The 21,765-nt window shown below is 60.6% G+C and carries 20 protein-coding genes, 1 tRNA gene and 1 pseudogene; 2 read left to right on the forward strand and 20 right to left on the reverse strand.

The genetic code is table 11. The features are described from left to right. Positions 1–26: 26 nt before the first annotated feature. Positions 27–779 (reverse strand): ABC transporter substrate-binding protein, encoded by a 753-nt coding sequence (locus AB9L16_RS01140; protein ID WP_150741763.1) that lies wholly within the window; start codon positions 777–779, stop codon positions 27–29. Between the two features lie 13 nt (positions 780–792). Then, positions 793–1,566 (reverse strand): ABC transporter ATP-binding protein, encoded by a 774-nt coding sequence (locus AB9L16_RS01145; RefSeq protein WP_024011209.1) that lies wholly within the window; start codon positions 1,564–1,566, stop codon positions 793–795. Between the two features lie 543 nt (positions 1,567–2,109). On the opposite strand from AB9L16_RS01145, the gene gabP reads away from it, so the two are divergent. Further along, the gene (gene gabP / locus AB9L16_RS01150; protein WP_150637946.1) at positions 2,110–3,501 is read left to right on the forward strand and encodes a GABA permease; all 1,392 of its coding nucleotides are present in this window, start codon (positions 2,110–2,112) and stop codon (positions 3,499–3,501) included. A 78-nt stretch (positions 3,502–3,579) separates the two neighbouring features. Here gabP and vapC read toward each other — a convergent pair whose 3' ends face one another. From vapC to AB9L16_RS01240, 18 genes and pseudogenes are all read right to left on the reverse strand, one after another. After that, on the reverse strand, positions 3,580–3,978 hold the full coding sequence (gene vapC, locus AB9L16_RS01155) for a tRNA(fMet)-specific endonuclease VapC (RefSeq protein WP_150637947.1): 399 nt from the start codon (positions 3,976–3,978) through the stop codon (positions 3,580–3,582). Continuing rightward, positions 3,978–4,208 (reverse strand): type II toxin-antitoxin system VapB family antitoxin, encoded by a 231-nt coding sequence (gene vapB, locus AB9L16_RS01160; RefSeq protein WP_375122986.1) that lies wholly within the window; start codon positions 4,206–4,208, stop codon positions 3,978–3,980. The genes vapC and vapB overlap by 1 nt, the downstream gene beginning before the upstream one ends. A gap of 165 nt (positions 4,209–4,373) precedes the next feature. Then, positions 4,374–4,826, reverse strand: coding sequence for a hypothetical protein (locus AB9L16_RS01165; RefSeq protein ID WP_056787197.1), 453 nt, complete (start codon positions 4,824–4,826; stop codon positions 4,374–4,376). Positions 4,827–4,832: 6 nt separating this feature from the next. After that, on the reverse strand, positions 4,833–5,246 hold the full coding sequence (locus AB9L16_RS01170; RefSeq protein WP_150637948.1) for a hypothetical protein: 414 nt from the start codon (positions 5,244–5,246) through the stop codon (positions 4,833–4,835). 29 nt (positions 5,247–5,275) lie between these two features. Then, positions 5,276–6,250 carry an alpha/beta fold hydrolase gene (locus tag AB9L16_RS01175; RefSeq protein ID WP_375122987.1) on the reverse strand — a complete coding sequence of 325 codons (975 nt, stop codon included), beginning with the start codon at positions 6,248–6,250 and terminating at the stop codon, positions 5,276–5,278. Between the two features lie 67 nt (positions 6,251–6,317). Continuing rightward, on the reverse strand, positions 6,318–7,367 hold the full coding sequence (locus AB9L16_RS01180) for a YhcG family protein (protein ID WP_236168216.1): 1,050 nt from the start codon (positions 7,365–7,367) through the stop codon (positions 6,318–6,320). Positions 7,368–7,646: 279 nt separating this feature from the next. Beyond that, a complete protein-coding gene (locus AB9L16_RS01185) occupies positions 7,647–7,991 on the reverse strand; it encodes a hypothetical protein (RefSeq protein ID WP_150637951.1) in 345 nt (114 codons plus the stop codon). Positions 7,992–8,013: 22 nt separating this feature from the next. After that, complete coding sequence (locus AB9L16_RS01190; protein WP_375122988.1) at positions 8,014–9,492, reverse strand: PLP-dependent aminotransferase family protein; 1,479 nt, start codon at positions 9,490–9,492, stop codon at positions 8,014–8,016. Positions 9,493–9,519: 27 nt separating this feature from the next. After that, positions 9,520–10,944, reverse strand: a complete 1,425-nt coding sequence (locus AB9L16_RS01195) for an L-lactate permease (protein WP_353188692.1) — start codon at positions 10,942–10,944, stop codon at positions 9,520–9,522. Between the two features lie 15 nt (positions 10,945–10,959). Then, on the reverse strand, positions 10,960–11,574 hold the full coding sequence (locus AB9L16_RS01200) for a glutathione S-transferase family protein (protein WP_375122989.1): 615 nt from the start codon (positions 11,572–11,574) through the stop codon (positions 10,960–10,962). Beyond that, entirely contained in the window at positions 11,571–13,352 is a 1,782-nt protein-coding gene (locus tag AB9L16_RS01205) for an FAD/NAD(P)-binding protein (RefSeq protein WP_375122990.1), read from the reverse strand. Before AB9L16_RS01205 ends, AB9L16_RS01200 begins: the two co-directional genes overlap by 4 nt. Further along, on the reverse strand, positions 13,346–14,377 hold the full coding sequence (gene sbnB, locus AB9L16_RS01210) for a 2,3-diaminopropionate biosynthesis protein SbnB (RefSeq protein ID WP_375122991.1): 1,032 nt from the start codon (positions 14,375–14,377) through the stop codon (positions 13,346–13,348). The genes AB9L16_RS01205 and sbnB overlap by 7 nt, the downstream gene beginning before the upstream one ends. A gap of 5 nt (positions 14,378–14,382) precedes the next feature. Beyond that, positions 14,383–15,357, reverse strand: a complete 975-nt coding sequence (sbnA, locus tag AB9L16_RS01215; protein WP_082530294.1) for a 2,3-diaminopropionate biosynthesis protein SbnA — start codon at positions 15,355–15,357, stop codon at positions 14,383–14,385. A gap of 402 nt (positions 15,358–15,759) precedes the next feature. Then, a tRNA-Phe gene (locus AB9L16_RS01220) sits at positions 15,760–15,835 on the reverse strand. A 91-nt stretch (positions 15,836–15,926) separates the two neighbouring features. Beyond that, positions 15,927–16,199, reverse strand: coding sequence for an oxidative damage protection protein (locus AB9L16_RS01225; protein WP_041477523.1), 273 nt, complete (start codon positions 16,197–16,199; stop codon positions 15,927–15,929). Continuing rightward, on the reverse strand, positions 16,196–17,263 hold the full coding sequence (gene mutY / locus AB9L16_RS01230) for an A/G-specific adenine glycosylase (RefSeq protein ID WP_041477524.1): 1,068 nt from the start codon (positions 17,261–17,263) through the stop codon (positions 16,196–16,198). Before mutY ends, AB9L16_RS01225 begins: the two co-directional genes overlap by 4 nt. Continuing rightward, a complete protein-coding gene (locus AB9L16_RS01235; RefSeq protein WP_353188638.1) occupies positions 17,260–19,476 on the reverse strand; it encodes an AsmA family protein in 2,217 nt (738 codons plus the stop codon). The genes mutY and AB9L16_RS01235 overlap by 4 nt, the downstream gene beginning before the upstream one ends. Positions 19,477–19,554: 78 nt before the next feature. Further along, positions 19,555–19,772, reverse strand: a pseudogene (locus AB9L16_RS01240) (acetyl-CoA sensor PanZ family protein); the annotation flags it as partial. Positions 19,773–20,000: 228 nt separating this feature from the next. On the opposite strand from AB9L16_RS01240, the gene AB9L16_RS01245 reads away from it, so the two are divergent. Further along, positions 20,001–21,665 carry an OFA family MFS transporter gene (locus AB9L16_RS01245; RefSeq protein WP_016772126.1) on the forward strand — a complete coding sequence of 555 codons (1,665 nt, stop codon included), beginning with the start codon at positions 20,001–20,003 and terminating at the stop codon, positions 21,663–21,665. Positions 21,666–21,765: the final 100 nt, after the last annotated feature.

Genomic DNA, 21,765 nt, shown 5'->3' on the forward strand with positions numbered 1-21,765 from the left:
TCGCGGCGCCGGTCCCACAGGTCAGATCAATAGATGCTGAACGGGAAGTACTTGTCGTTGATTTTCTTGTAGGTACCGTCAGCGACGATTTCCTTCAGGGCGGCGTTCAGCTTGTTGCGCAGTTCGTTGTCACCCTTGCGCACGGCGATACCGATCTTGTCGCTTTCCTCTACCGGGTCGCCCTTGAACTCGTAGTTCTTGCCAGCGTCGGTTTTCAGCCAGTCGTAGTTGGCGTACTTGTCGGCGAGGATTGCGTCGACACGGCCGGAGGTCAGATCGAGGTAGGCGTTTTCCTGGGTGTCGTAGAGGCTGACCTTGATATCGTCACCGTAGGTGTCTTCCAGCCAGGTGCCGGCCAGCGTTGCGCGCTGGGTGCCGATGGTTTTGCCCTTGAGCGAGTCCTTGTCGGTCTTGAAGTCGACGTTTTTCGGCGCGATGAACTGCAATTTGTTCGAGTAGTACGGGTCGGTAAAGTCCACCGCGGCTTTGCGCTCTTCGGTGATCGACAGCGAGGAAATCAGGAAATCGAACTTCTTCGCGTTCAGCGCCGGAATGATGCCGTCCCAGTCGGAAGTGACGACGGAACATTCGGCTTTCATCTTCGCGCACAGGGCGTCGCCGATTTCCTTGTCGAAGCCGACCACCTGGCCGCTGGCGTCTTTATTGTTGAACGGCGGGTAGGCCGCTTCGATGCCCATCTTCAGGGTTTCAGCCATGGCACCGGCGCTGAACGCGAGGGTGACGGCGGCGGCCAGGAAGACCTTTTTGAAATTCTGCATGCATGTTGCTCCGTTAGCGGTTGCTGGACATGAATTGTTTGCAGCGCGCCGAAAGCGGGTTGTCGAACACCTGCTGTGGCGATCCTTGCTCTTCTATAAGGCCCTGATGAAGGAACACCACTTCGCTGGAAACCTGGCGGGCGAAGCCCATTTCGTGGGTCACGAGCAGCATGGTGCGGCCTTCTTCGGCCAATGCGCGGATGACACTAAGTACTTCCTGAACCATTTCCGGGTCAAGCGCGGAGGTCGGTTCGTCGAACAGGATCACCTTCGGCTGCATCGCCAGCGTGCGGGCAATCGCTGCGCGTTGTTGCTGACCACCGGACAATTGCGCCGGGTAGGCGTGGCGCTTGTCGGCGATGCCGACCTTGGCCAGCAACGCTTCGGCGACTTCGATGGCCTCGGCCTTGCTCTGGCCGAGCACGCGGCGCGGGGCTTCGATGACGTTGTCGAGCACGCTCATGTGCGGCCACAGATTAAAGTTTTGAAATACAAAACCAATCTCCGAGCGCAGGCGGTTGATCTGTTTGCCGTCAGCGGCGACCAGTTCGCCGTTCTTCGCGGCTTTGAGCTTGAGTTCTTCACCGGCCACCAGGATCTGGCCCTGGTGCGGGTTTTCCAACAGGTTGATGCAGCGCAGGAACGTGGACTTGCCGGAACCGGAAGAGCCGAGGATCGATATCACGTCGCCGTCGCGGGCGGTCAGCGAGATGCCTTTGAGCACCTCCAGCTGTCCGTAGCGTTTGTGCAAGTTGCGGATTTCCAGCGCGGGCGTGGCCTCAGCCATGTGCGTTCCTCATATATGTTGCGCTCCTGCTGTTGGCGGGCCTTCCTGGCGAGGCGGCCAAGCTAGCATAGCGTTTCAATGGCAGCCAACAGCGCTACGAGCGGTAAACGGGTGGCATGTGGCGGGTTGTCGCATCGGCGCAGCAGACTGTCGCCCCATCAACAACCGAACGGGTGTTTGATCGTGCAAACCCGTGGGTGCCGCGTAAAAAAAGGCGCGATGTTGCCAGCTTTGGCGGGGTGTTGGAAGCGCTATCCGGCCGAACGTTCCTTATTCGCCCTTTTTCTGTGCGCCGCACACTTTTTCTGTGTGTTTCTGGTGCGCGGATTCGTCTTGAAAGTGAGTCGCCGGGTAACGTTCTGGCGAATAGCCATTAAACTCAAGGACTTGCATCGGATGCCGGAGCCCCCGGCCCTCAAGGACTTGAAACATTTTGGCGCAAATATTGCGTGCAGAATAAGGAACAGGCCGTTGGATTCTTTTTACGAGAAAGAATTTTCAGACGCGCCGGACGCACTCGCTTTCCTTGCAAAGGTAGTCTCTATGAGCAGTACCCCAAGCTCCACTGGCCTCGAACAGGGGCTCAAACCGCGTCATGTGACCATGTTGTCGATCGCCGGTGTGATCGGCGCCGGTCTGTTCGTCGGCTCCGGCCACGCCATTGCTGCCGCCGGCCCGGCCGTGCTGCTGGCCTACGCCGCTGCCGGTACTCTGGTGGTGCTGGTGATGCGCATGCTCGGCGAGATGGCCGTGGCTTCGCCGGACACCGGTTCGTTCTCGACTTACGCTGATCGCGCGATCGGTCACTGGGCCGGATTCACCATCGGCTGGCTGTACTGGTGGTTCTGGGTGTTGGTGATTCCGCTGGAAGCCAACGCCGCCGCGACCATCCTGCATGCGTGGTTCCCGGGTGTCGACATTTGGGCTTTCGCGCTGGTGATCACCATGCTGCTGACCGTGACCAACCTGTTCAGCGTGAAGAATTACGGTGAGTTCGAGTTCTGGTTCGCCCTGATCAAGGTGCTTGCGATCATCGGCTTCATCGGCCTCGGCCTTGCAGCGATTTTCGGCTTCCTGCCGACCAGCCAGGTCAGTGGCGTTTCGCACCTGTTCGACAGCGGCGGCTTTCTGCCCAATGGCATGGGTGCTGTGCTGGGCGCGATCCTGACCACCATGTTCTCGTTCATGGGGACCGAAATCGTCACCATCGCGGCGGCGGAATCGAAAGACCCGGGCAAGCAGATTTCCAAGGCGACCAATTCGGTGATCTGGCGGATCGGCCTGTTCTATCTGGTGTCGATTTTCATCGTGGTTGCGCTGGTGCCGTGGAACGATTCTACCTTGGCCAACCTCGGTTCCTACCAGACCGTACTTGAGCGCATGGGCATTCCCAACGCCAAGATGATCGTCGACATCGTCGTACTGGTCGCAGTGACCAGTTGCCTGAACTCGGCGCTGTACACCTCGTCGCGCATGCTGTTCTCCCTCGGCAAGCGCGGTGACGCCCCGGCCATGTCGACCCGCACCAACAAGAGCGGTACGCCTTACTGGGCGGTGATGTTGTCGACCGGCGCAGCGTTCCTCTGCACCTTCGCCAACTATGTGGCTCCGGCCGCGGTGTTTGAATTCCTCCTGGCCAGCTCCGGCGCCATCGCCCTGCTGGTGTACCTGGTGATCGCCTTCTCGCAACTGCGCATGCGGAAACAGCGCATGGCGCGCGGCGAGAAAATCGTCTTCAGCATGTGGCTGTTCCCGGGGCTGACCTGGGCGGTGATCATCTTCATTGTCGCCGCGCTGACCATCATGCTGTTCCAGGAAGCCCACCGCGTGGAAATCCTTGCCACGGGCCTGCTGAGTCTGATGGTGGTGGCTGCCGGTCTGCTGGTGTCGCGCCGGCGCAAGCTGGAGAAACGTGGTGCGGTGGTGTTGAACTGAGTCGTAACGCGTGATGTAAAAACGGCCGCTGTCAGGGATGACTAGCGGCCGTTTTTGTTTCTGAGCTTTCCAGTCAGGTTAAACCCAGTCCTCGATTCGCAAACCGGAAACGCGTTCAAACTCCCGTACGTTGTTCGTCACTACAATGAGTCCAAGTGAGCGTGCGTGGCCAGCGATCATTTGGTCGTATGGCCCGATCGGCGTTCCAGCCTTCGCGAGTTCAGATCGAACCATCCCGGCCTGTGCGGCTGCGTCGTTATCGAAAGGCAAGACATCCAGTCGCGCGACAAATCCTTCAACAATTGCCAGATTTTTCTCCGGGGCCGCCGACTTTTCAGCACCGTAAATAAGCTCCATAAGCGTGATAGCGCTGATGCACAACTGCCCGGAATGTCGATTGAAGGCTTCCCGGACAATTTGTGGTTTGTTCTTGATGGTGAAGATGCAGATATTTGTATCCAGCATGTACTTGATCATCAGAACGACTCGCGCTCCTGTTCAGTGGATTGCTCACGGTTAGCCATGAAATCAGGGCTGACGCTGTCGCCATCAAACCAGCTATCCCAGCTTTCTCCAGCAGGCGTAATGACGCGTGTTCTGCCAATCGCGATGACTTCCACTCGTTTAACGTCGCCGGGCATCGCAACTGCCTTTGGCAGTCGGACTGCCTGACTTCTGTTGCTCATGAAAATTGTGGTCTGCTCCATATTCGAGCTCCCGGGTCTGTTCCTGTGATTAGCTCAGGATAGATCGTGCTGGGGATATGTCAATGGGATATACATCGTCACCGGACAAAGAGTAGCTAGGCCATCCAAACAAAAACGGCCGCTGTCAGGGATGACTAGCGGCCGTTTTTTGTTTCTGAGAAGCGCTTATTCGCTCTTGTCTTCCTGGGGCTCTACCGACTTGCCATAAGCATCCAGCGCCACGCCGAAATCCGTAATGAACTGCGGCTCGCTCAGCCAGGCCTGGGCCTGTTCGATGGTCATGCCGTCGGCCCACATGCGGTAGTCGATGAGCATATCGGCGGCCAGGTGGGTGGCGGCCATGCCTTCGTTGTCGGCGTTTTCCATGTCGAGCAGTTCAGGATGGTCGACGATGATGAAGGCCAGTTCGCGCAGCAGGGTCAGCAGCATTTCGTTGCGGCTGACGGCTTCGGCGTCGCGCATTTTGCTGAACATCGCCAGGGTGTATTCCGGGATCGGCTCGGCGAGGTGGCCGAGCTCTTCGTCCTGATCCAGCGGTTTGCGCCCGACCATACGGATCTGCTTGGCTTTGGCCTTGGCGCGTTTGGCGCGTTTCTGTTGCTTGTTCAGGGATGCCATGGGAGCTCAGTTCTTCTGTTGGGTTTGTGCCGCGATCGCGTCGGATGCCGCTACATAGTCAGCTTGGAATGCCGGAGATTCGATCCACGCCAGCGCGCCGGCCTCGTCGGTTTCCTGCGACCATTGGCGATACTCGATCAGCGCGGCGAGGATGAAATCCATCGCGCCTTCTTCGCCTTCCTGCTCGTACACCAGTTCCAGCAGCGGATCTTCGAGGAACGCGCTGCACATGGCCTGTTGGCTGATCTTTTCGGCGTCGATCATTGTCTTGAACAGCTCGGTCAAGTCCACCGATTCGAAGTCGATGCGGTCGTCGTTCGGGTCCAGCTCGACCGGCGCTTCGGCGCGCTTGGTGCGGTTCTGCTTGGCCTTGGCTTTGGCCCGGGTGGCGCGTTTTTGCTGCTTGTTGGCGGAGGCCATGATGTGTTCCGTCGTGCGTTGAGAGGGGCTCAGCTGCGTGGCACTTGTCGGCCGGGTGTATCGGCGGCCAGTGCGCCGGTCTGCAGCCAGGTCAGAGCAATGGGCCATAGTGTGGCTTGGTATGCGCTGCGAAAAAAGCCGAAATGTCCGACTTGTCGTTCGCCGATGTCCTGCGGCGCAATGCGCAGATGGGTTTTTGCCGCGTTGCTGAAGTAGCCGAGCAGGCGTTCGATCGCCGGGATCGTTCCGTAAGGATCATCGCTGAGGCTGATGGCGAGGGTCTGCGCGCGGACGCCATCGAAGGGCAGGGCGCCCGCCTTTTTCATCAGCACCCGACCGCTTGGACGATCCTCGTACCGTGCAGTGGGTGTGCTCCAGTCGCAGACTACGCCGGTTGGCGTGTCCTCCAGCCAGCCGATCCGCTTGCCTGGAAAATAGCCGCAGAGCAGCGTCATCAAAGGCATGATCACATGCCACTTGCCGAACATCCGCCAGCGCTGTTCAGGGGCGTAATCACGCCAATAAGCGAACTGCGCACCGACGGTTACCAACCGTCGGATCACCTTGCCCGACTCCGCCAAGCCCGCCGCGCAACCGCCGAAACTATGGGCGACCACATCGATTGGCTGACCGGGAAACTCCCGCTGCGCGCGTTTGAGCATCGCTTCGAAATCCAGAGCGCCCCAGTCAGTCCACGAAGCGCACAGCCCTTTGATCGATTCGCTGCGTGATTCGCCAATGCCCCGGTAATCGTAGGTCATCACATCGCAGCCATGGCTGAACAGGTAGGCCGCGAACCGTGAATAGTGCCGACAGCGCACCGAGGTGGCGGCGTTGATGATGACCACCGGACGCTGTGGATCGGGCGAGCTGTGGCGCCAGGTGAAGCCGCCGAGTGCGTAGCCGTCGACTGCGGTTTCCTTGAAGGGCGTAGCTTTAGTTACAGTCAAAGCAGCTTGGCTCAACTCTGGGTCGCCCACATCGGATGTCTGCTGACAGCTCATGGTGCTTGACCTCGGCGGTTAGGTGCCAACCATAGTCGCCGCGCTGATCAAGAACAATCCGGCCGGTTCATTCACTGGATTGAATGAGCATGCGTTCTTCGATCAACGCCTGTTCGCGGTTGAGTTCAGCACGTAACTCTTCTTCGCTCGGCAGTATCGTCTTGTAGCTGCTGGCGAACAGTTGCTCATTGCCTTTGAGCATGGAATAGCGCGCCACCGAGTCATTGCTTTCCGCGCTCAGAATGATACCGACGGTTGGCTTGTCACCTTCGCTGCGCTTGAGCTCGTCGTACATGCGCACATACATGTCCATCTGCCCGACATCGCGGGCGCTGAGCTTGCCGCGTTTCAGGTCGATGATCACGAAGCACTTGAGCAGGTAGTTGTAGAACACCAGATCGATATAGAGGTCGACGCCGTCAGTGCTGATGCGTTGTTGGCGGGCGACAAAGGAAAAGCCTTTGCCAAGTTCAAGCAGAAAGCTTTGCAAGTGATCGATGAGGGCTTGTTCGAGTCCGCTTTCCCTGACTTTGCCTGCCGAGGGCAGGCCGAGGAATTCGAGCATGACCGGATCGCGAATGAATTCCCGCGGATTGCATTTCATCGCGTCGATGTTGGTCGTGGCTTCCTCCACCACCTCGGCTTTGTCCTGACTCATCAGCAGGCGCTCGTAGTAGAGCGTCAGGATCTGACGATCAAGGGCGCGGCTTGACCAGTTGAGGTCGGCGCATTCGTTCATGTACCACAGGCGCGCTTTCTCGTTCTCGACGCGTAGCAGGCGGCGGTAGTGGGTCCAGCTCAATTCGGAACGCACTGCGTTCCAAATTGGAAAAGACTGATAAAAGCTACGCATATATCGCAGATTGCGCTCATCAAATCCCTTCCCGAATTGCCCCGTTAGATCCTTCGCCAGCAGCGCGAGCAACTGCTGGCCATAACCCGCACGCTGAGCGCCTTTCTGTTCGAAATCGACGATATGCCGGCCGATTTGCCAACAGGTCTGCACCTGAATCGTATCGACCGCGCGTAGCACTTTTTGCCGCGCCTGGCGAATCAGCTCGCCCAGCAGTGAATCGATTTTATGGTCTTGCGTATCAGCAGGTTTGAGCTGGCTCATCGGGTCTTCCGCATTCTGGAAACAGAGACGCAAGCATGCCGGGGAAGGCGGCGCAGGTATGTCGGGCGAACCTGCGAGTTCGGAAGGAAGGGTGGGACAGGCGTTGCAGGACATTGCCACCGGAAGGCGCGTAACAGGGTAAATGTCCGTAGTCCATTTCGTGCTTTTGCCCAGTCAATCGCCGCAGAGTTGGCAGCGCTGCGGTGAGCGATCTGGTGTTGCGCTGGAATGAAAGAACAGGCAGGTAAGAGGCTGCTTCAAAAAAGCGCCCCAGTTGCATCATCGCGAGCGCTTGCCCTTCGGCCTCTGCTCACGCACCCGCCCTTTGCGATAAATCCACAGCCCGAACACACCGATGGCCAACATGAACGCGGTCCAGAAGCTCTGCCACATGAACTCGAACCAGTATCGCCGAGGTTGCAGTGCCAAGGTGTAGGTGCTGCGCGGTCCGCGATTGTTGGTGGTGATGGAACCGCTGATCCAGCTTTCGATAAGCATGTAGATAGAAAGACACACGGCTAAGGCAATCAGCACCCCAGCGAGCACCGTCAGCCAGAATGTCCAGCGGCTCGGGCGATACGGCGGGGGATGCGGCAAGCGAATACGGGATCTTTTCTGATTCATAAGCGAGGCTCGCGCAAGTCGGTCAGGAAACTGCCAGCTCTTGCAGCTGTTCAGTCGGCATCTGCCGCGGGCTCGTCGGGCGTGCGGCAAGGTGGGCGCATTCGGCGATCACCTTGAGAATGCCGATCACCGCCGGGGTCAGCATAGTGCCGAGGCAAATGCGCACGCCTGTGGAAGCCTGGCCATCGGCGAAAAATATGCCGCTGCCAGCCACGTGGCAACCACGCTCCGTGGCCAGTTGCTGCAGCGCAGACATGTCGGTGTGTGCCGGCATTTCGACCCAGTGGATGAAGCCGCCGCGCGGTGGCACATAGACGGTCCCGAGCGGGAAATCCGTGCGCACCAGTGCTTCGACAAAACTCGCCAGCGAGGACAGTTGCGACCTCAATCTGGCGCAGTGCTCGTCCATGTAGCCACGGCCGATGAATTCATTGAGAACATTTTGCGCCAGGCTGGAAACGGCCAGGTTGCGCGAAAACATCTGCGCGAGGATGGCATTGCGGTATTTGCCGGCCAGACACCAGCCGACGCGATAACCCGGCGCGATGGTTTTGGAAAAGGACGAGCAGTAGATCGTCTGGCCGCTGCTGTCGTAGCTCTTGAGGGCGCGCGGTCGATCAGCTTCGGGCACCAGGTCGAAGAAGATGTCGTCTTCGATGATCGGCACATCCGCTTCCCGGGCGATCCTTGAAAGTCGCGCGCGCGCTTCGTCGGGCATGATGAAGCCACGCGGATTCTGCAGCGTCGGGTTGAGAAAAATCACCGCGACCTTTTTTTGCTTCAGGGCTTCTTCCAGATGATCGACATCCAGGCCCGTGCGGCCGTCGGTGCGGATCGGCAAGGCGCGCATGCCCAGGCGTTCGATGGTCTGCAGAATGCCGTAATAGGTCGGGGTTTCGATGGCGACTGTAGCGCCTTTCGACGCGACGGCTCCGAGGGCCAGTTCCAGAGCGATGGTGTCGCCCGAGGTCACCAGAATGTCGTCCGGCCCGCATACCACTCCGCGAGTCAGCATCAGGCCGGCAATACGCCTTCGCAGCGCGGGAAGGCCGGGTGGCGCGACCAGGCCGCTCAGCGTGTTGTCAGTCTTGGCGGCCAGCACCGAGAGGCATTTGTTGAGCAACACGTTGGGCGTGAGATCGCTGTGCAGGACGGCCGAATTCAGCGATGCGGTGGTGCGCGAGGCCGCCTCGGAGAGCATCGCAACCACCGCATGATTGACGTTGACGGTGACACTGGAAAAGTCGAAAGCGCCGGACGGTTTTGCCCGCCCTGATGCCGAGACGAAGTAGCCGACGCGCGGCACCGTCGAGACGTAGGCGTCGGCCTCGAGATCGGCCAGCGCCCGCTGCACCGTGGTGATGCTGGTCTCGAACATCCGCGCCAGAACGCGGATTGACGGCAGTTTCGCTTCGGCCGCCAGGTCACCGCTGTCGATCTGGCGAATAATCCAGTCCTTGACTATCCGCCAGCGCTTGTCCGGCAAATCAAACCTGTCCATAAGTTCTCTGTGATGATTCGAAACAATTCACAGAAAGTAGAGCAAAACGATCCCCGTTGCAGCAACTATGACGATGTTCAGCGCCACCAGACCGAAGGCGAAGCGGATCAGGCTGTTTTCTTCCTGGCGGTTGGCCCCGGCAAGTCCGGTGATCAATGACAGGATCGACAGCGAGCCAAGTGCGCCATGGCCGGCGGCGCTGTTGACCATTGCCGCCAGCCACGCCCCGTGTTCGCTGCTCAGCGCGGCAATGGACGGCATCACCAGCGTGTTGCCGCCGACGTTGGAGCCGGTGACATAGCCGGCAATCCCTGCCAGCAGGGCGATCGTCGGTGCCAGCGAAATACCCGACATGGATTGCAACGCGCTTTGCGCCTCGACGAGGAATCCAGCGTTGACCATCACCTGAGACAGCAGCAGGAACAGGAAGATTGTCGTGACCGGAAACTTCGCCCGGTTGAACAGCGCTGGCCACGGGAAACCCGCGCTCGCGGTTTGCCTGAACGCCATCAGCACGGTCACGATCAGCAGCGCCAGCCCTGGAGACGCCAGCGGCTTCCATGAAACGTGTTCGCCCCTGACAACCCACAGGCCATCCCAGCCCGACAGCACGAACAGTCCGCGCGACGCCACAATCACTCCCAGCAAGGCCAGATAAGGCCATGCCGCGCTCGGCCAGCGCACCAGTTTTTTCCGTTGCGCCCAGGAGATGCCCAGGCCGACGCAAGCCACGGCCAGCCCGGCCAGCACACCGGAAACTTCCGGGCCGACCCACAGGTTGACGCAATACAGCACGGCAACGAACAGGGCGGTCACGACGATCAGCCCCAGCCACGGAGTAATCCTGCGGATGCCGGCCTGCCACAAGGCCAGCGACGCCAGGCAGAGGAACACCGGCGCGCTGATCAGCGCCGAATGGCTACCGAGGGTTTGCGCCGGCAGGTGCGCCAGCAGGGCGCCGATTACCGTCGCCAGACCCAGCGTGCCCCACGGCATGATCACCATGCCGGCGAGGGCGATTTTCATCCCCGACTGGCGAGTGAAAAGCCCCATCAGCAGCGGCACCGTGGCGATCAGCGAAACGCCGAAGCCGGTCATCGCTTCCAGCAGCGGCGCCAGGCCCAGCACGATGAAAATCACCTGCGCCGGGGGTGTCCAGCCGAGTTCCTTGACCCACGCGCCGATGGCCTGTGGCGCGCCGCCGCGCTCGACCAGAATGACGAAGGCCAGCCCCGGGACGATGACGCACGCGGTGCTGAGAAACAGGATCGTGGTGTCCTGAAAAATCGCCGAGGAGATGGCCGCCGACACCGGCCCGGCAGCGCCCAGTGCCCACAGCACCAGCACCAGCACCACACCGGCCAGCGCGGCCTGTACCGGCGGACGCCGGAGGATCAGGATCAGCGCGATCACCAGCGCGATCGGTGACATTTGCAGCAAGAGAGAGCTCATAGCGGTTTCCTTGGCTTAATCGTGCGTCTGTCCGCTGTACTCGGTCGCCCGCATGGACGCGCGCTGGCAGAACGTCTGATACCACTCGCTCAGGCGTGCTTGCGCCGAGAAGTCCGAGAGTTGACGGAAAGCGATCCAGTCCAGCGCGGTCGCCAAGGCGAGGTGGCCAACGGTGATCGGGCCATTGAGGTCGACGTGTTCTTCGATGAAGCGATACGCCTCCTTGAGTTTGTAGGCCTGGCCGTCCGCGTACGCCGGATAGCGCAAAGCCTCGGGGCGCCGCTCGACTTCCCAGCGCAGCTTGATGCCGACGTCGCACATGCCCTGCGCCAATGCCTGCAGGCGCAGCGCCTTGTAGCGCTCGGGGCCGCTTGCCGGGATGAATTTACGGCCGTTGCTCAGGTCATCGAGGTATTCGCAAATCACGATGGAATCGAACAGTGCGGTGTCGTCGGGCAGCATCAGCATCGGCACTTTACCCAAGGGGTTGGCCTGGTAAATGGTCGCGTTCGGTGAAGTCGGGCTGGTCTCGTGATGTATCACCTCAAGGCTCGATGCGATGCCAAGTTCGTGAGCCAGCACCAACACCTTGCGGGCGTACGGCGAATGCGTCTGATAGTAGAGTTTCATGCGCGAGTTCCTGTCTCAAGGATGGCGGTGGCGACTCGATGGGCGTCCATGAACAGCCGCGAAGGTGCGCCCGCCGAGGTGACGTAGTAGTTGTAATAACAGGAGCCTTCAGCGAGCGGACCCAGCACCCAGATGTCACGCACCGTTTCGCCGCTGTTCGACTTGGGGTTGGACGCCGCGTCGACATCGATGCCGTCGATGCCCGGCACATCGGTGCGTGGACGCACAAGGCCCAGGCGCGCGAGGTCGCGCACAGGTGCGCAGTCGCTGTGGGTGACGCCGCTGCTCTGCACGTAACCGGCGACTCGCTTGAAGTGATCGATCGCGGGGCGTGAGCCGGGCTTGAGGAAGGTCAGCAGGCCGGCATCACACAGCGCGAGCAGATCGGCGTGGCGCTCCTTCTGCGGGCCGGCGACCAGACGGTTGATCGCCTTGTGCCAGCGGCCATAGAACTGCCGATGCGAATCTTCGGTGAGCCCATCGAAATCGACCGCCTCACGCAGCCGGTCGCGCAAGTCGCGCCAGACTTCGATGGCGGCTTTGATCGGCGACGCGCCGCGTCCCAGACGTGCTTCATGCAAGTCGGCTTCGAGGGTGTCGTAAATCCATGCGTGATAGTTGTAAGGCGTCACGCTGTCGGGCAGTGCGTGGCAGATCAGCTCCAGCGGACTGATTGCGCCGGCAATCGCTTCGAACTCGCGCAGCAAGGCTTCACAAGCGGCCACACCGGCAGGGCCGACAACGCTGACGGTTCTGAGCTGCTCAAGCAGCTGTTGCGGCGCTGAGGGTTTATGCAGGACGGCGACCGCAGCGGCACGCATCTCCAGCAGCATCAGCGGCAGAATGTCCCGTTCGAAATCCAGTCGGCGGTTGTGCGCGTTGACCCGCAACGATTCGATACGCTCGCTCGTGAGCAGCACGGCGCTATGGCGGGGGCAGCCGATCAAGCCATTGGGACGCGTGCGAAACGGCAGCCCGTCCCGCGACTGAATGAAGATCACCGGCTCCTGACCCGAAGGCTGGTAAGTGTGACTGCCATCAGCCATGGGTTTGTAGATCCCGCCTCTGCCAGCCGTCAGCGCCGCCAGGGTGTCCATGGCGCCCAGGCCCAACCCTTCGATCAACACCGTTTCGCCGGGCTCGACGGTGGTGAGGCTGCCCGGCAGCGGGTAAACGTTGTCGACCCGGTTCTGCCCCGCCAGGCGCAGGCGTCCGGTGTGGCCAACGGTCAGCACCAGACGATCCACCGTCACCGCAGCGCCTTCGGCGGTCAGCAGAATGTATTGATGATTCTCGTTGCGCTCGACCGCCGTGACCTGATGCCGATTCAGATTGACCGTGACCCAAGCGGGTGCGGTCGCGAGGATCCGCGAGAAGGCGTCGGCCAGATAAGCGCCGAGCAGGTGCCGTGGCAGAAAATCCTCCGGCTCGACGTCGCGACCGTCGGCGGCGAGCAGGCCGCTGTCGGGGTCAACCTTGACGCGCTGTGCTCGGCACCACGCGAGAAAGTCCGGCCCTGGTCGTTCCCGGGCGTCGGTCAGATCACCGAACGCTGCTGCGTCGGGAAATACCCCGAGCTGACCGGCGACGGTGTTGAGCAACAGGTAGTCCGGTTGATCGGGCCAGTGCGCGCCGCTGCCGAGCACGTTGGGCTCGAAGATGTCGATGACGACCGGTTGTTGCGGACGTTCCTCGGCGCGGCTCAACAGGCGCTCGAATACCGACAATCCGCGCGAACCGCAGCCGATCAGGCCGATGTGCACAGGCGCGTTCACCATCTGCGCTCCTCGCCAAAAAATGACGGGATGGCAATTGCCGTCCCGGCTGCCACCGCAATGTCGTGGATCATCCGGCCAATCGCGAGATCGAGAATGCCCATGCCGAATGGCGAATAGATCAGCGGTTTGTCCTGGGGGAGGTGCAGGTCACCGCGAATCAGCTGCGCCACTGTGCCGGTGACAAAGTCGCGATGGCCGTATTGCTGCTCGGCCAGATGCGGTGAGGTATTGGCCTTCAGGCAATGGGTGATGTCGTCGAAGTAGTTGTAACTTTCCTCGATGATTTCGGCGCCGATATCCCGCAGCGAGATGTTCAGAACAATCTGCCCCGGGCGGAACGTGCCCTGGCCTTTTACGTAGGGCTCGCCCGCGCTGGTGGCGAACACCACGATGTCGGCTGTCAGTGCGTCTTCGAGCGACAGCAGACGCACATCCGGCAGGCCCAGTTGTTCGCCAAATTCCGCGAGGGCTTGCGCCGATTCGGCGTTGAGATCGTGAATGCCCACGCTGTCGAAGGACCAGTCGTCCGCGACGAAAGTCTCGAGGATATTTCTTGAGATTACCCCGCCACCAATGATCGAAAGTGTCGCCGCGTGGCGGTTCTGGCCATTCAGCCACCAGGCACCCAATACCGCCGACGCCGCCGTGCGCACGGCACTGATCAGCGCACCTTCGAGCAGGGCGTAGGGATAACCGGTCTGCGGGTCGTTGAGAATCAGCACGGCAGATGCGCGCGGAATGCCTGACTTGATGTTGTCGGGATAACTGGCAATCCACTTGATCCCGGAGACGGATTGATCGCCCTCGCTGTCGACGATGGCCGCCGGCAGCGCAATGATCCGGTTCGCCGGTTGCGCAGGGAAACGCAGAAAATAACTGTCGGGGTTAACGGTTTCGCCACGCTCGTGGGTCAGGTAGGTCTGCGCCACCATGTCGATGGTTGCATGCCGCAGCCCGTTGAGGATGTCTTTGACGACAGCGCCGGGGATGACGTGGAACGGCTGGATCGGATTCTGTGTGGTCATGAGGATTACGCCGAGAGTGCCAGAGCGATTTCAGGGAAAAGGGGCTGCAGTGCGGTTGCGCCGATCCGCTGGGTGACCCAGTCGTCGGAGTAGATGGTTTCGAGATAGCGCTCACCCATGTCGGGGGAGATCGCCACCACGACATCGTCGGGCCGGATATGCGGCGCCCACTGGCGGATGCCGGCGAGCACAGTGCCGGTGGAGCCGCCGAAGAGCAGGCCGTAGCGTTGCGCCAGCCAACGGCAGACCTTGATCGTCTGTTCCTCGGGAATCGACAGGAAGTCGTGAATGCCCGACGACTCGAATATCTCCGGCAGGCGGCTGGTGCCGAGCCCCGGGATATGGCGCGTGCCGCCCGGCAGGCCGAACGTCACCGAGCCGACGGTATCGACGGCAATGACTTTGGTCTGCGGATGATGTTCGGCGAAGTAGTTCTTGCAGCCCATCAGCGTGCCGGTGGTTCCCGCGCCGACGAACAGGTAATCCACCTGGGGAAACTTGCGCGCGATGGACCTGGCAGTCGCTTGATAGTGGGCGAGGGGGTTGGTCGGATTCTTGTACTGGTTGAGCCAGATGTAGTCGGCGTTGTCAGCGACCAGTTGTTCGATCAGGCGAATCCGCGAATTCAGGTAACCGCCGTTCTCGTCACGCTGATCGACCATGAGCATTTGCGCGCCAAGGGCTTGAATCAGCTTGCGGTTCGGCGCGGAAATATTCGGGTCGATTACGCAAACGAACTTGTAGCCCTTGGCCGCGCAGACCATGGCCAGCGCAACGCCCAGATTCCCCGATGAGGATTCGATAAGGCGTGTCTTGTGGTTGATCAGTCCGCGGACTTCAAGATCAGTGATCAGCGCGTGCGCGGTCTTCAGCTTGATGGAGCCGGCGGGATTCAGTCCTTCGATTTTCAGCTGGATCGTTGCGCTGCAAAGATCGCCGATCTGCACATAACTGTCTTCATTGATGAGTTGCTTGATCATACGTCGTCCGTTTCGCTCTTTTGCCGGGCGCACGGGGGCGCCAGCATTCATCCTGGAATGTTTGAAAAGCACTAACTGCAGTTCGCCTGTGGGTTGGGTTCAGATTTTTTTGCTGGACAGGAAGTGACCTTGCGGGCGACGCCGATCGATTCAAAAAATCAGGGTTTGCGCTCTGAGGGCTACAGGAGTCCAGAGTGTTGCGGGGCGCAAAGTAGAGCCAGTCATTGGCTCGCCAAGGCTTGCTTGAAGTATTGGCGAAACGCCATCTACACGGAGAGATACAGATTTCGGGTTTTTTCCAGTACAGCTGGAATCCGGGTGTATCGAAGGGGACGAGGGGAGGGGAATCAAATCGCAGGCATAAAAAAACCCTGAATCTTGCGATTCAGGGTTTTCGGTATTTGGTGCCCAGAGACGGAATCGAACCGCCGACACGGGGATTTTCAATCCCCTGCTCTACCGACTGAGCTATCTGGGCAACGGGGCGCATTAAAAGGGTTTTTCGGATTTACGTCAACGACTTTTTGAAAATTTCTTAAATTAATTCCGTCGCTTACGAAATATACCGGTTATTCGGCTGGCGGCACGTAGCCTTCGGCCTTGGCGTATTCCTCGCCGGAGAAGTACTTGTCCATTTCGCCCTGCAGGTATTTGCGATCGTCGGCGTTCATCATGTTCAGGCGCTTTTCGTTGATCAGCAGGGTCTGGTGTTTCTGCCAGTCGGCCCAGGCCTTGGCCGAGACGTGGTCAAAAATATCCTGGCCCTTGGCGCCCGGGAAAGGGGCGCGCTCCAGCGCGGGCAGTTCTTCTTTGTACTTGCGGCACATTACGGTGCGGGTCATGGCGACTCTCCTGCATTCAATACGGCGGCCGCGCGTTCGAGCAAGGTCTTGACCGGGGCAGCAAGGCCCAGGCGCGGCGGGGTGGCGAGGTTATACCAGAGCCAGTCGGCCTCGGCCACGTGATGGCTGGCTTCCTGCACCTGAACCAGCCACGGTTCGATGGACAACTGGAAGTGGCTGAAGGTGTGAATCAGGCTCGGCAGCGCCTGCTGCTGACCCATGGTCAGCGAGTGCTGATCGGCCAGATGCTGCAGATCTTCCAGATCATCCAGTTCCGGCAGGCTCCACAAACCGCCCCACAGTCCCGTCGACGGGCGGCGGTAAAGCAGAATCGCGCCTTCGCCGTTGGCGAGCATCGGCATCAGCGTGCGTTTCTGCGGGATGGCCTTGCGTGGCTTGGGAATCGGATAACGTGTTTCCAGACCAAGCATGTGCGCTTCACAGCCACGCTTGAGCGGGCACAGCAGACAGCTCGGCTTGCTGCGCGTGCAGAGTGTGGCGCCAAGATCCATCATCGCCTGGGTGTAAGCGTTGACCCGATCGTGCGGGGTGAAGCGCTCGGCGTTGGCCCACAGCTGTTTGGCGACTTTCGGTTCGCCGGGGTAGCCCTCTTGCGCCGTGAAGCGCGCCAGCACGCGTTTGACGTTGCCGTCGAGGATCGGCGCGCGCAGGCCCATGCTGATGCTGGCGATCGCCCCCGCGGTGGACAGGCCGATGCCCGGCAGCTCGGTGAGTTTTTCCACGTCGCGCGGGAATTCGCCAGCGTACTGGCTGACGACGATCTTCGCGGTCTTCTGCAGATTGCGTGCGCGAGTGTAGTAACCCAGCCCGGTCCACAGGTGCAGCACCTCGTCTTCCGGCGCTTCGGCCAGCGCTTCGACTGTTGGCAGCGCCGCCATGAAACGCTCGAAATAGTTGAGCACGGTGCTGACCTGAGTCTGCTGCAACATGATCTCGGACACCCAGACCCGGTACGGATTGATGTCCTGCTGCCACGGCAAATCGTGGCGGCCATGGCGGTCGAACCATTCCAGCACCGCCGTGGAAAACTGCTCCGCTGTCATCGCTTGAACAGCCCCTTCAATGCGTTTTTCAGTTCCGGACTGACTTTGTCGCCCAATTTCTCGTCGATCTTTTCGCTGAGTTTGTTGCCGGCCATTTTGCTGGCGACCTGACCAAGGCGGTCATTGTCGACGCGACAGGCCTTGGCCCCCAGTTCCAGCGGGCCACGGCAGCGCAGCGGCCACTCGATGCCGACGAACTTCTCGCCGACCTGACAGGCCGGGTCAGGCATGGCGCTGGTGTCGCCCTCGACGATGATGCCGACGCGGTAATCCATGCCGAGCACGCGCAGGTCGATGTCGCCGTCACCGTTGACGGTCATGCCAGGGATACGCACTTTCAGGTCGGGGTTGCTGGCGACGCCGTTGCGCACGGTCAGGTTGCCCTTGAGCTCCTCGAACGGCGTGTCCTTGCCTCGTGGCTCGCCGCTCAGGGTCTTGCGGTTGAGGGTGGCGATGCCTTTGCACAATTGCTGTTCAAGATTGGCGTTGAGCAGCACGCCGTTGTTGATGACGAAACTGGCGTTGCCGTTGAGCGTGTCGATCAGCGCCTGCTGGCTGTTGCCGCTGCCGGTGAGGCTGCTGGTCAGCGTTACCAGACCTTTGACCGGCGGAGTCTTGCCTTGGCTTTCGATGATTTTTTCAGCCGGCACACGGTTGAGCCGGGTCTGCAGGTTGAGCACCGGCGCGCTTGGGCGTACGTCGAGTGTGCCGTTGGCGACGAAGCCGCCGTTGTACAGATCACCGCTCAGGTTAGTCAGCGTCAGCAAGCCGCCCTGGCCGGTGGCTTTGAGCGCGGCGTTCTGGATCGGCAGCTTGTCGAGGGTCAGTTGGCCGAAGGTCAGGTCGGCATCGACGTCGAGTTTGGCCAGGCGTTCGACCGGCAGCAGACGCTCGGTGCTCCAGGCGGTTTTGCTCGGTTTGTCCGGCAGCGGCGTGGTGCCTGCGACGGCGCCAGCCTCGGTGCTGGCGACTTCGGCCTGACGGGTTTGCGTGGCGTTGTTGGCCTGGGCCGATTTCGGTGGCAGGTAACGGTCGACGTTGAACGTGTCGGCCTTGAGAATCGCGCGCAGCGATTGTTTGGCGAAGTCCTCGATGGCGATGCGGCCGCTGAAGCTGCTGTCATCGAGTTTCAGGTTGATATTGTCGAACGACAGACTGGTCGGGGTGGCCGCAACGCGGCTGACCAGTTCGACCTTGCTCAGGCTGCCTTCGCCCATCGCCGGCAGTGTCTGGCCGATGCTGTCGACGAATTTCGCCAGATCGAACTGGGCGATGGAAATGCCGCCGCTGATCTGTGGCGTCTTGTCGAGGTCGTTGGCTTTCAACTCGCCCAGGGCGCGCAACTGGTTGGCGGAAATTTTGATGCCGGTCCATTCGGCGACGTTCGCCGCTTTATCCAGCAATAACTGGCCTTGAGCAGAGAAGGTCATGGTCTTGCCTTGCAGCGGATCGCCAGCGAGCTCGCCGGTCAGCTTCAGATCTTCGAACTTGTAGCGCTGCAGGGCGCGCTCGAAGCGCAGCTCGCCGTTGAGCTCGGTGCGCACGCGCAGCACCGGTTGATTGGTGCCGAGGAACGCGGTGGCTTTCACCGGGATATTGGTCGAATCGTGTACCGGGCCGGTGCTCAACTGAATGCTTTCGGCACTGAACTGCTTGCCGGTCAGCTCATCGGTGTATTCAACGCGGGCGTTGTTGACGGTCAGGCTGTCGATGTCGAGGCGGATCGGTTGCGCCGGTTTTTCCACGGCGACGGTCGGCTCGCTGGCGGTCGTGCCCGTTGTGGCGGGTGGCGTCGAGCCGGGTGCCACTGGCACCTTGCCGATGTCTTCCCAGTTGCCGTGGCCGTTCTTGTCGCGGTTCAGGCGCAGGTTGAGGCCTTCGACGCGCACGTCGCTCATCTGCACTTCGCGGCGCAACAACGGCAGCACGCGCACGGACAGGCCGAGCATCTGCAAGTCGGCAAACGGTTCGGCAGGCTTGGCCAGGGTGGCGACGCTGGCTTCGTGCAGTTCCAGACCAAGCCACGGGAACAGGCTCCAGCCGATATCGCCATTGAGCGTCAGCTCGATGTGGGCCTTGTCGCGGGCAATCTGGCGGATCTCGTCTTTATAGTCGTTGGGATCGAAGAGGTGGGTCAGGGCAAAGCCTGCCGCCACAATGATCAGCAACAGCCCGAGAAGTACCAGACCCAGGATTTTGCCGAACGCTTTCATGGGCGAGTCCTTGTAGTTAGTCGAATTGGTCATATGGCCGGGGAGTATAGCGCTGCCGGCGCCCGGTTCGGTGTGGCGTCATCTGCCGAGGGTCGGCGGCGGCACCTGCAACTTCGCCACAGGGCCTGCGCTTGAGGATGCCCGGCGGGCGCCAGAGGGCGCAATCCGGCCCCCGCTTGCGACGCCATTTTTTGCGCTTGGTTCACCCGTCGTTCAGTCACGCCCAGACGACGGGTAACTTTTCGCACGCATAAATGGGACAAGTAGCAAGCGGCGTGGTGCCTTTGCAGACGCGGGGTTGGCGGCTTCCCGAGTCGTACGAGAACAGATGACTTGAAAAAAGGTGATATCAGTTTGGTTTTTCTGTCACCTGAGAATGGTAACCTTCGCCAGTTCGTCCGCCCGTCTGCGACTTAACGTCGCGCCTTCAAGGAGCTTCACCTAAAAAAACGGTCATGCCTGCGTGCATAAGGCCGAGGGTGAGCAGTGGCTGGCGAACCATACTAACAATTGGGGGATACACAATGAGCACGAGCATCACGGCGGACGGCCTCAAAGCCGACCAGCCTGCGTTCCTGTCCAAGGAACGCATCATCGCCAAGCCCGGTTTCAACCGCTGGCTGGTTCCACCGGCCGCTTTGGCCATTCACCTGTGCATCGGCATGGCCTACGGCTTCTCGGTGTTCTGGTTGCCGCTGTCCAAGGCACTCGGCGTTACCGCGCCGGTGGCTTGCGCGCCGGACATGAGCTTCATCGCACAGGTATTTTCGTCGAACTGCGACTGGCCGATCTCCATGCTCGGCTGGATCTACACGCTGTTCTTCATCTTCCTCGGCTGCTCGGCAGCGATCTGGGGTGGCTGGCTGGAACACGCCGGGCCTCGTAAAGCGGGCGTGGTCTCGGCCTTGTGCTGGTGCGGCGGTCTGCTGATTTCCGCGCTGGGTATCTATACCCACCAGATCTGGCTGATGTGGATCGGCTCCGGCGTGATCGGCGGTATCGGTCTGGGCCTGGGCTATATCTCGCCGGTGTCGACCCTGATCAAGTGGTTCCCGGACAAGCGCGGCATGGCAACCGGCATGGCGATCATGGGCTTCGGTGGCGGCGCGATGGTCGGTGCACCGTTGGCGACTGCGCTGATGAGCCACTTCGCATCGCCAGAAGGCGTGGGCGTATGGCAGAGCTTCGTGGCCATGGCGGCCATTTACTTCGTGTTCATGATCGGTGGCGCATTGTCCTACCGCGTGCCGCCAACCGGCTGGAAGCCTGAAGGCTGGACCGCTCCGGCGAAGAAAGCTTCCAACGCGATGATCACCAACCGTCACGTCCACGTGAATGTAGCGTGGAAAACTCCGCAATTCCGTCTGGTCTGGCTGGTGCTGTGCCTGAACGTGTCGGCGGGTATCGGTATCCTCGGCATGGCTTCGCCACTGTTGCAGGAAGTGTTCGGCGGCAAACTGCTGGGCGTCGATGTGCCGTTCGGCCAACTCGACGCGGGCCAACTGGCCTCGATCGCAGCGATCGCGGCGGGCTTCACCGGTCTGCTGAGCCTGTTCAACATCGGTGGCCGCTTCTTCTGGGCTTCGTTCTCCGACTACCTGGGGCGCAAGAACACTTACTTCGTGTTCTTCGCGCTGGGTTTTGCCCTGTACGCGCTGATTCCGAACATGGGCCATCTGGGCAACGTTGCGCTGTTCGTGGCGGCTTTCTGCATCATCCTGTCGATGTACGGCGGTGGTTTTGCCACGGTTCCGGCATATCTGGCCGACCTGTTCGGTACGCAGATGGTCGGTGCGATCCACGGTCGTCTGCTGACTGCCTGGGCCGCTGCCGGTGTGCTCGGTCCGGTGCTGGTGAACTACCTGCGTGAATATCAGTTGAGCATCGGCGTGGAACGCGCTGCCGCTTACGACATCACCCTGTACATCCTCGCCGGCCTGCTGGTTCTGGGCTTTCTGTGCAATCTGATGGTGCGCCCGGTGGCCGACAAGTACTTCATGACCGACGCGGAACTGGCCGCCGAACAGGCGCTGGGCCACGACAAAGGTGCTGACGCCAGCACCGTTCTGGAGTGGAAAGCCGCGCCGGGCACCAAGCCTCTGGCGATCGCGGCATGGCTGGTGGTGGGTATTCCGTTGGCGTGGGGTGTGTGGGTGACCCTGCAGAAGACGGCGGTACTGTTTCACTAAGGTGTTAGCTGAATAAACGCCGAACCTGTGGGAGCGAGCCTGCTCGCGAAGACGGAGCACCGGTCGACATCAATGTTGGCTGGCCTGCCGCATTCGCGAG

It is taken from the genome of Pseudomonas sp. LW8 (assembly GCF_041956865.1).
Lineage (GTDB): Bacteria > Pseudomonadota > Gammaproteobacteria > Pseudomonadales > Pseudomonadaceae > Aquipseudomonas > Aquipseudomonas siliginis.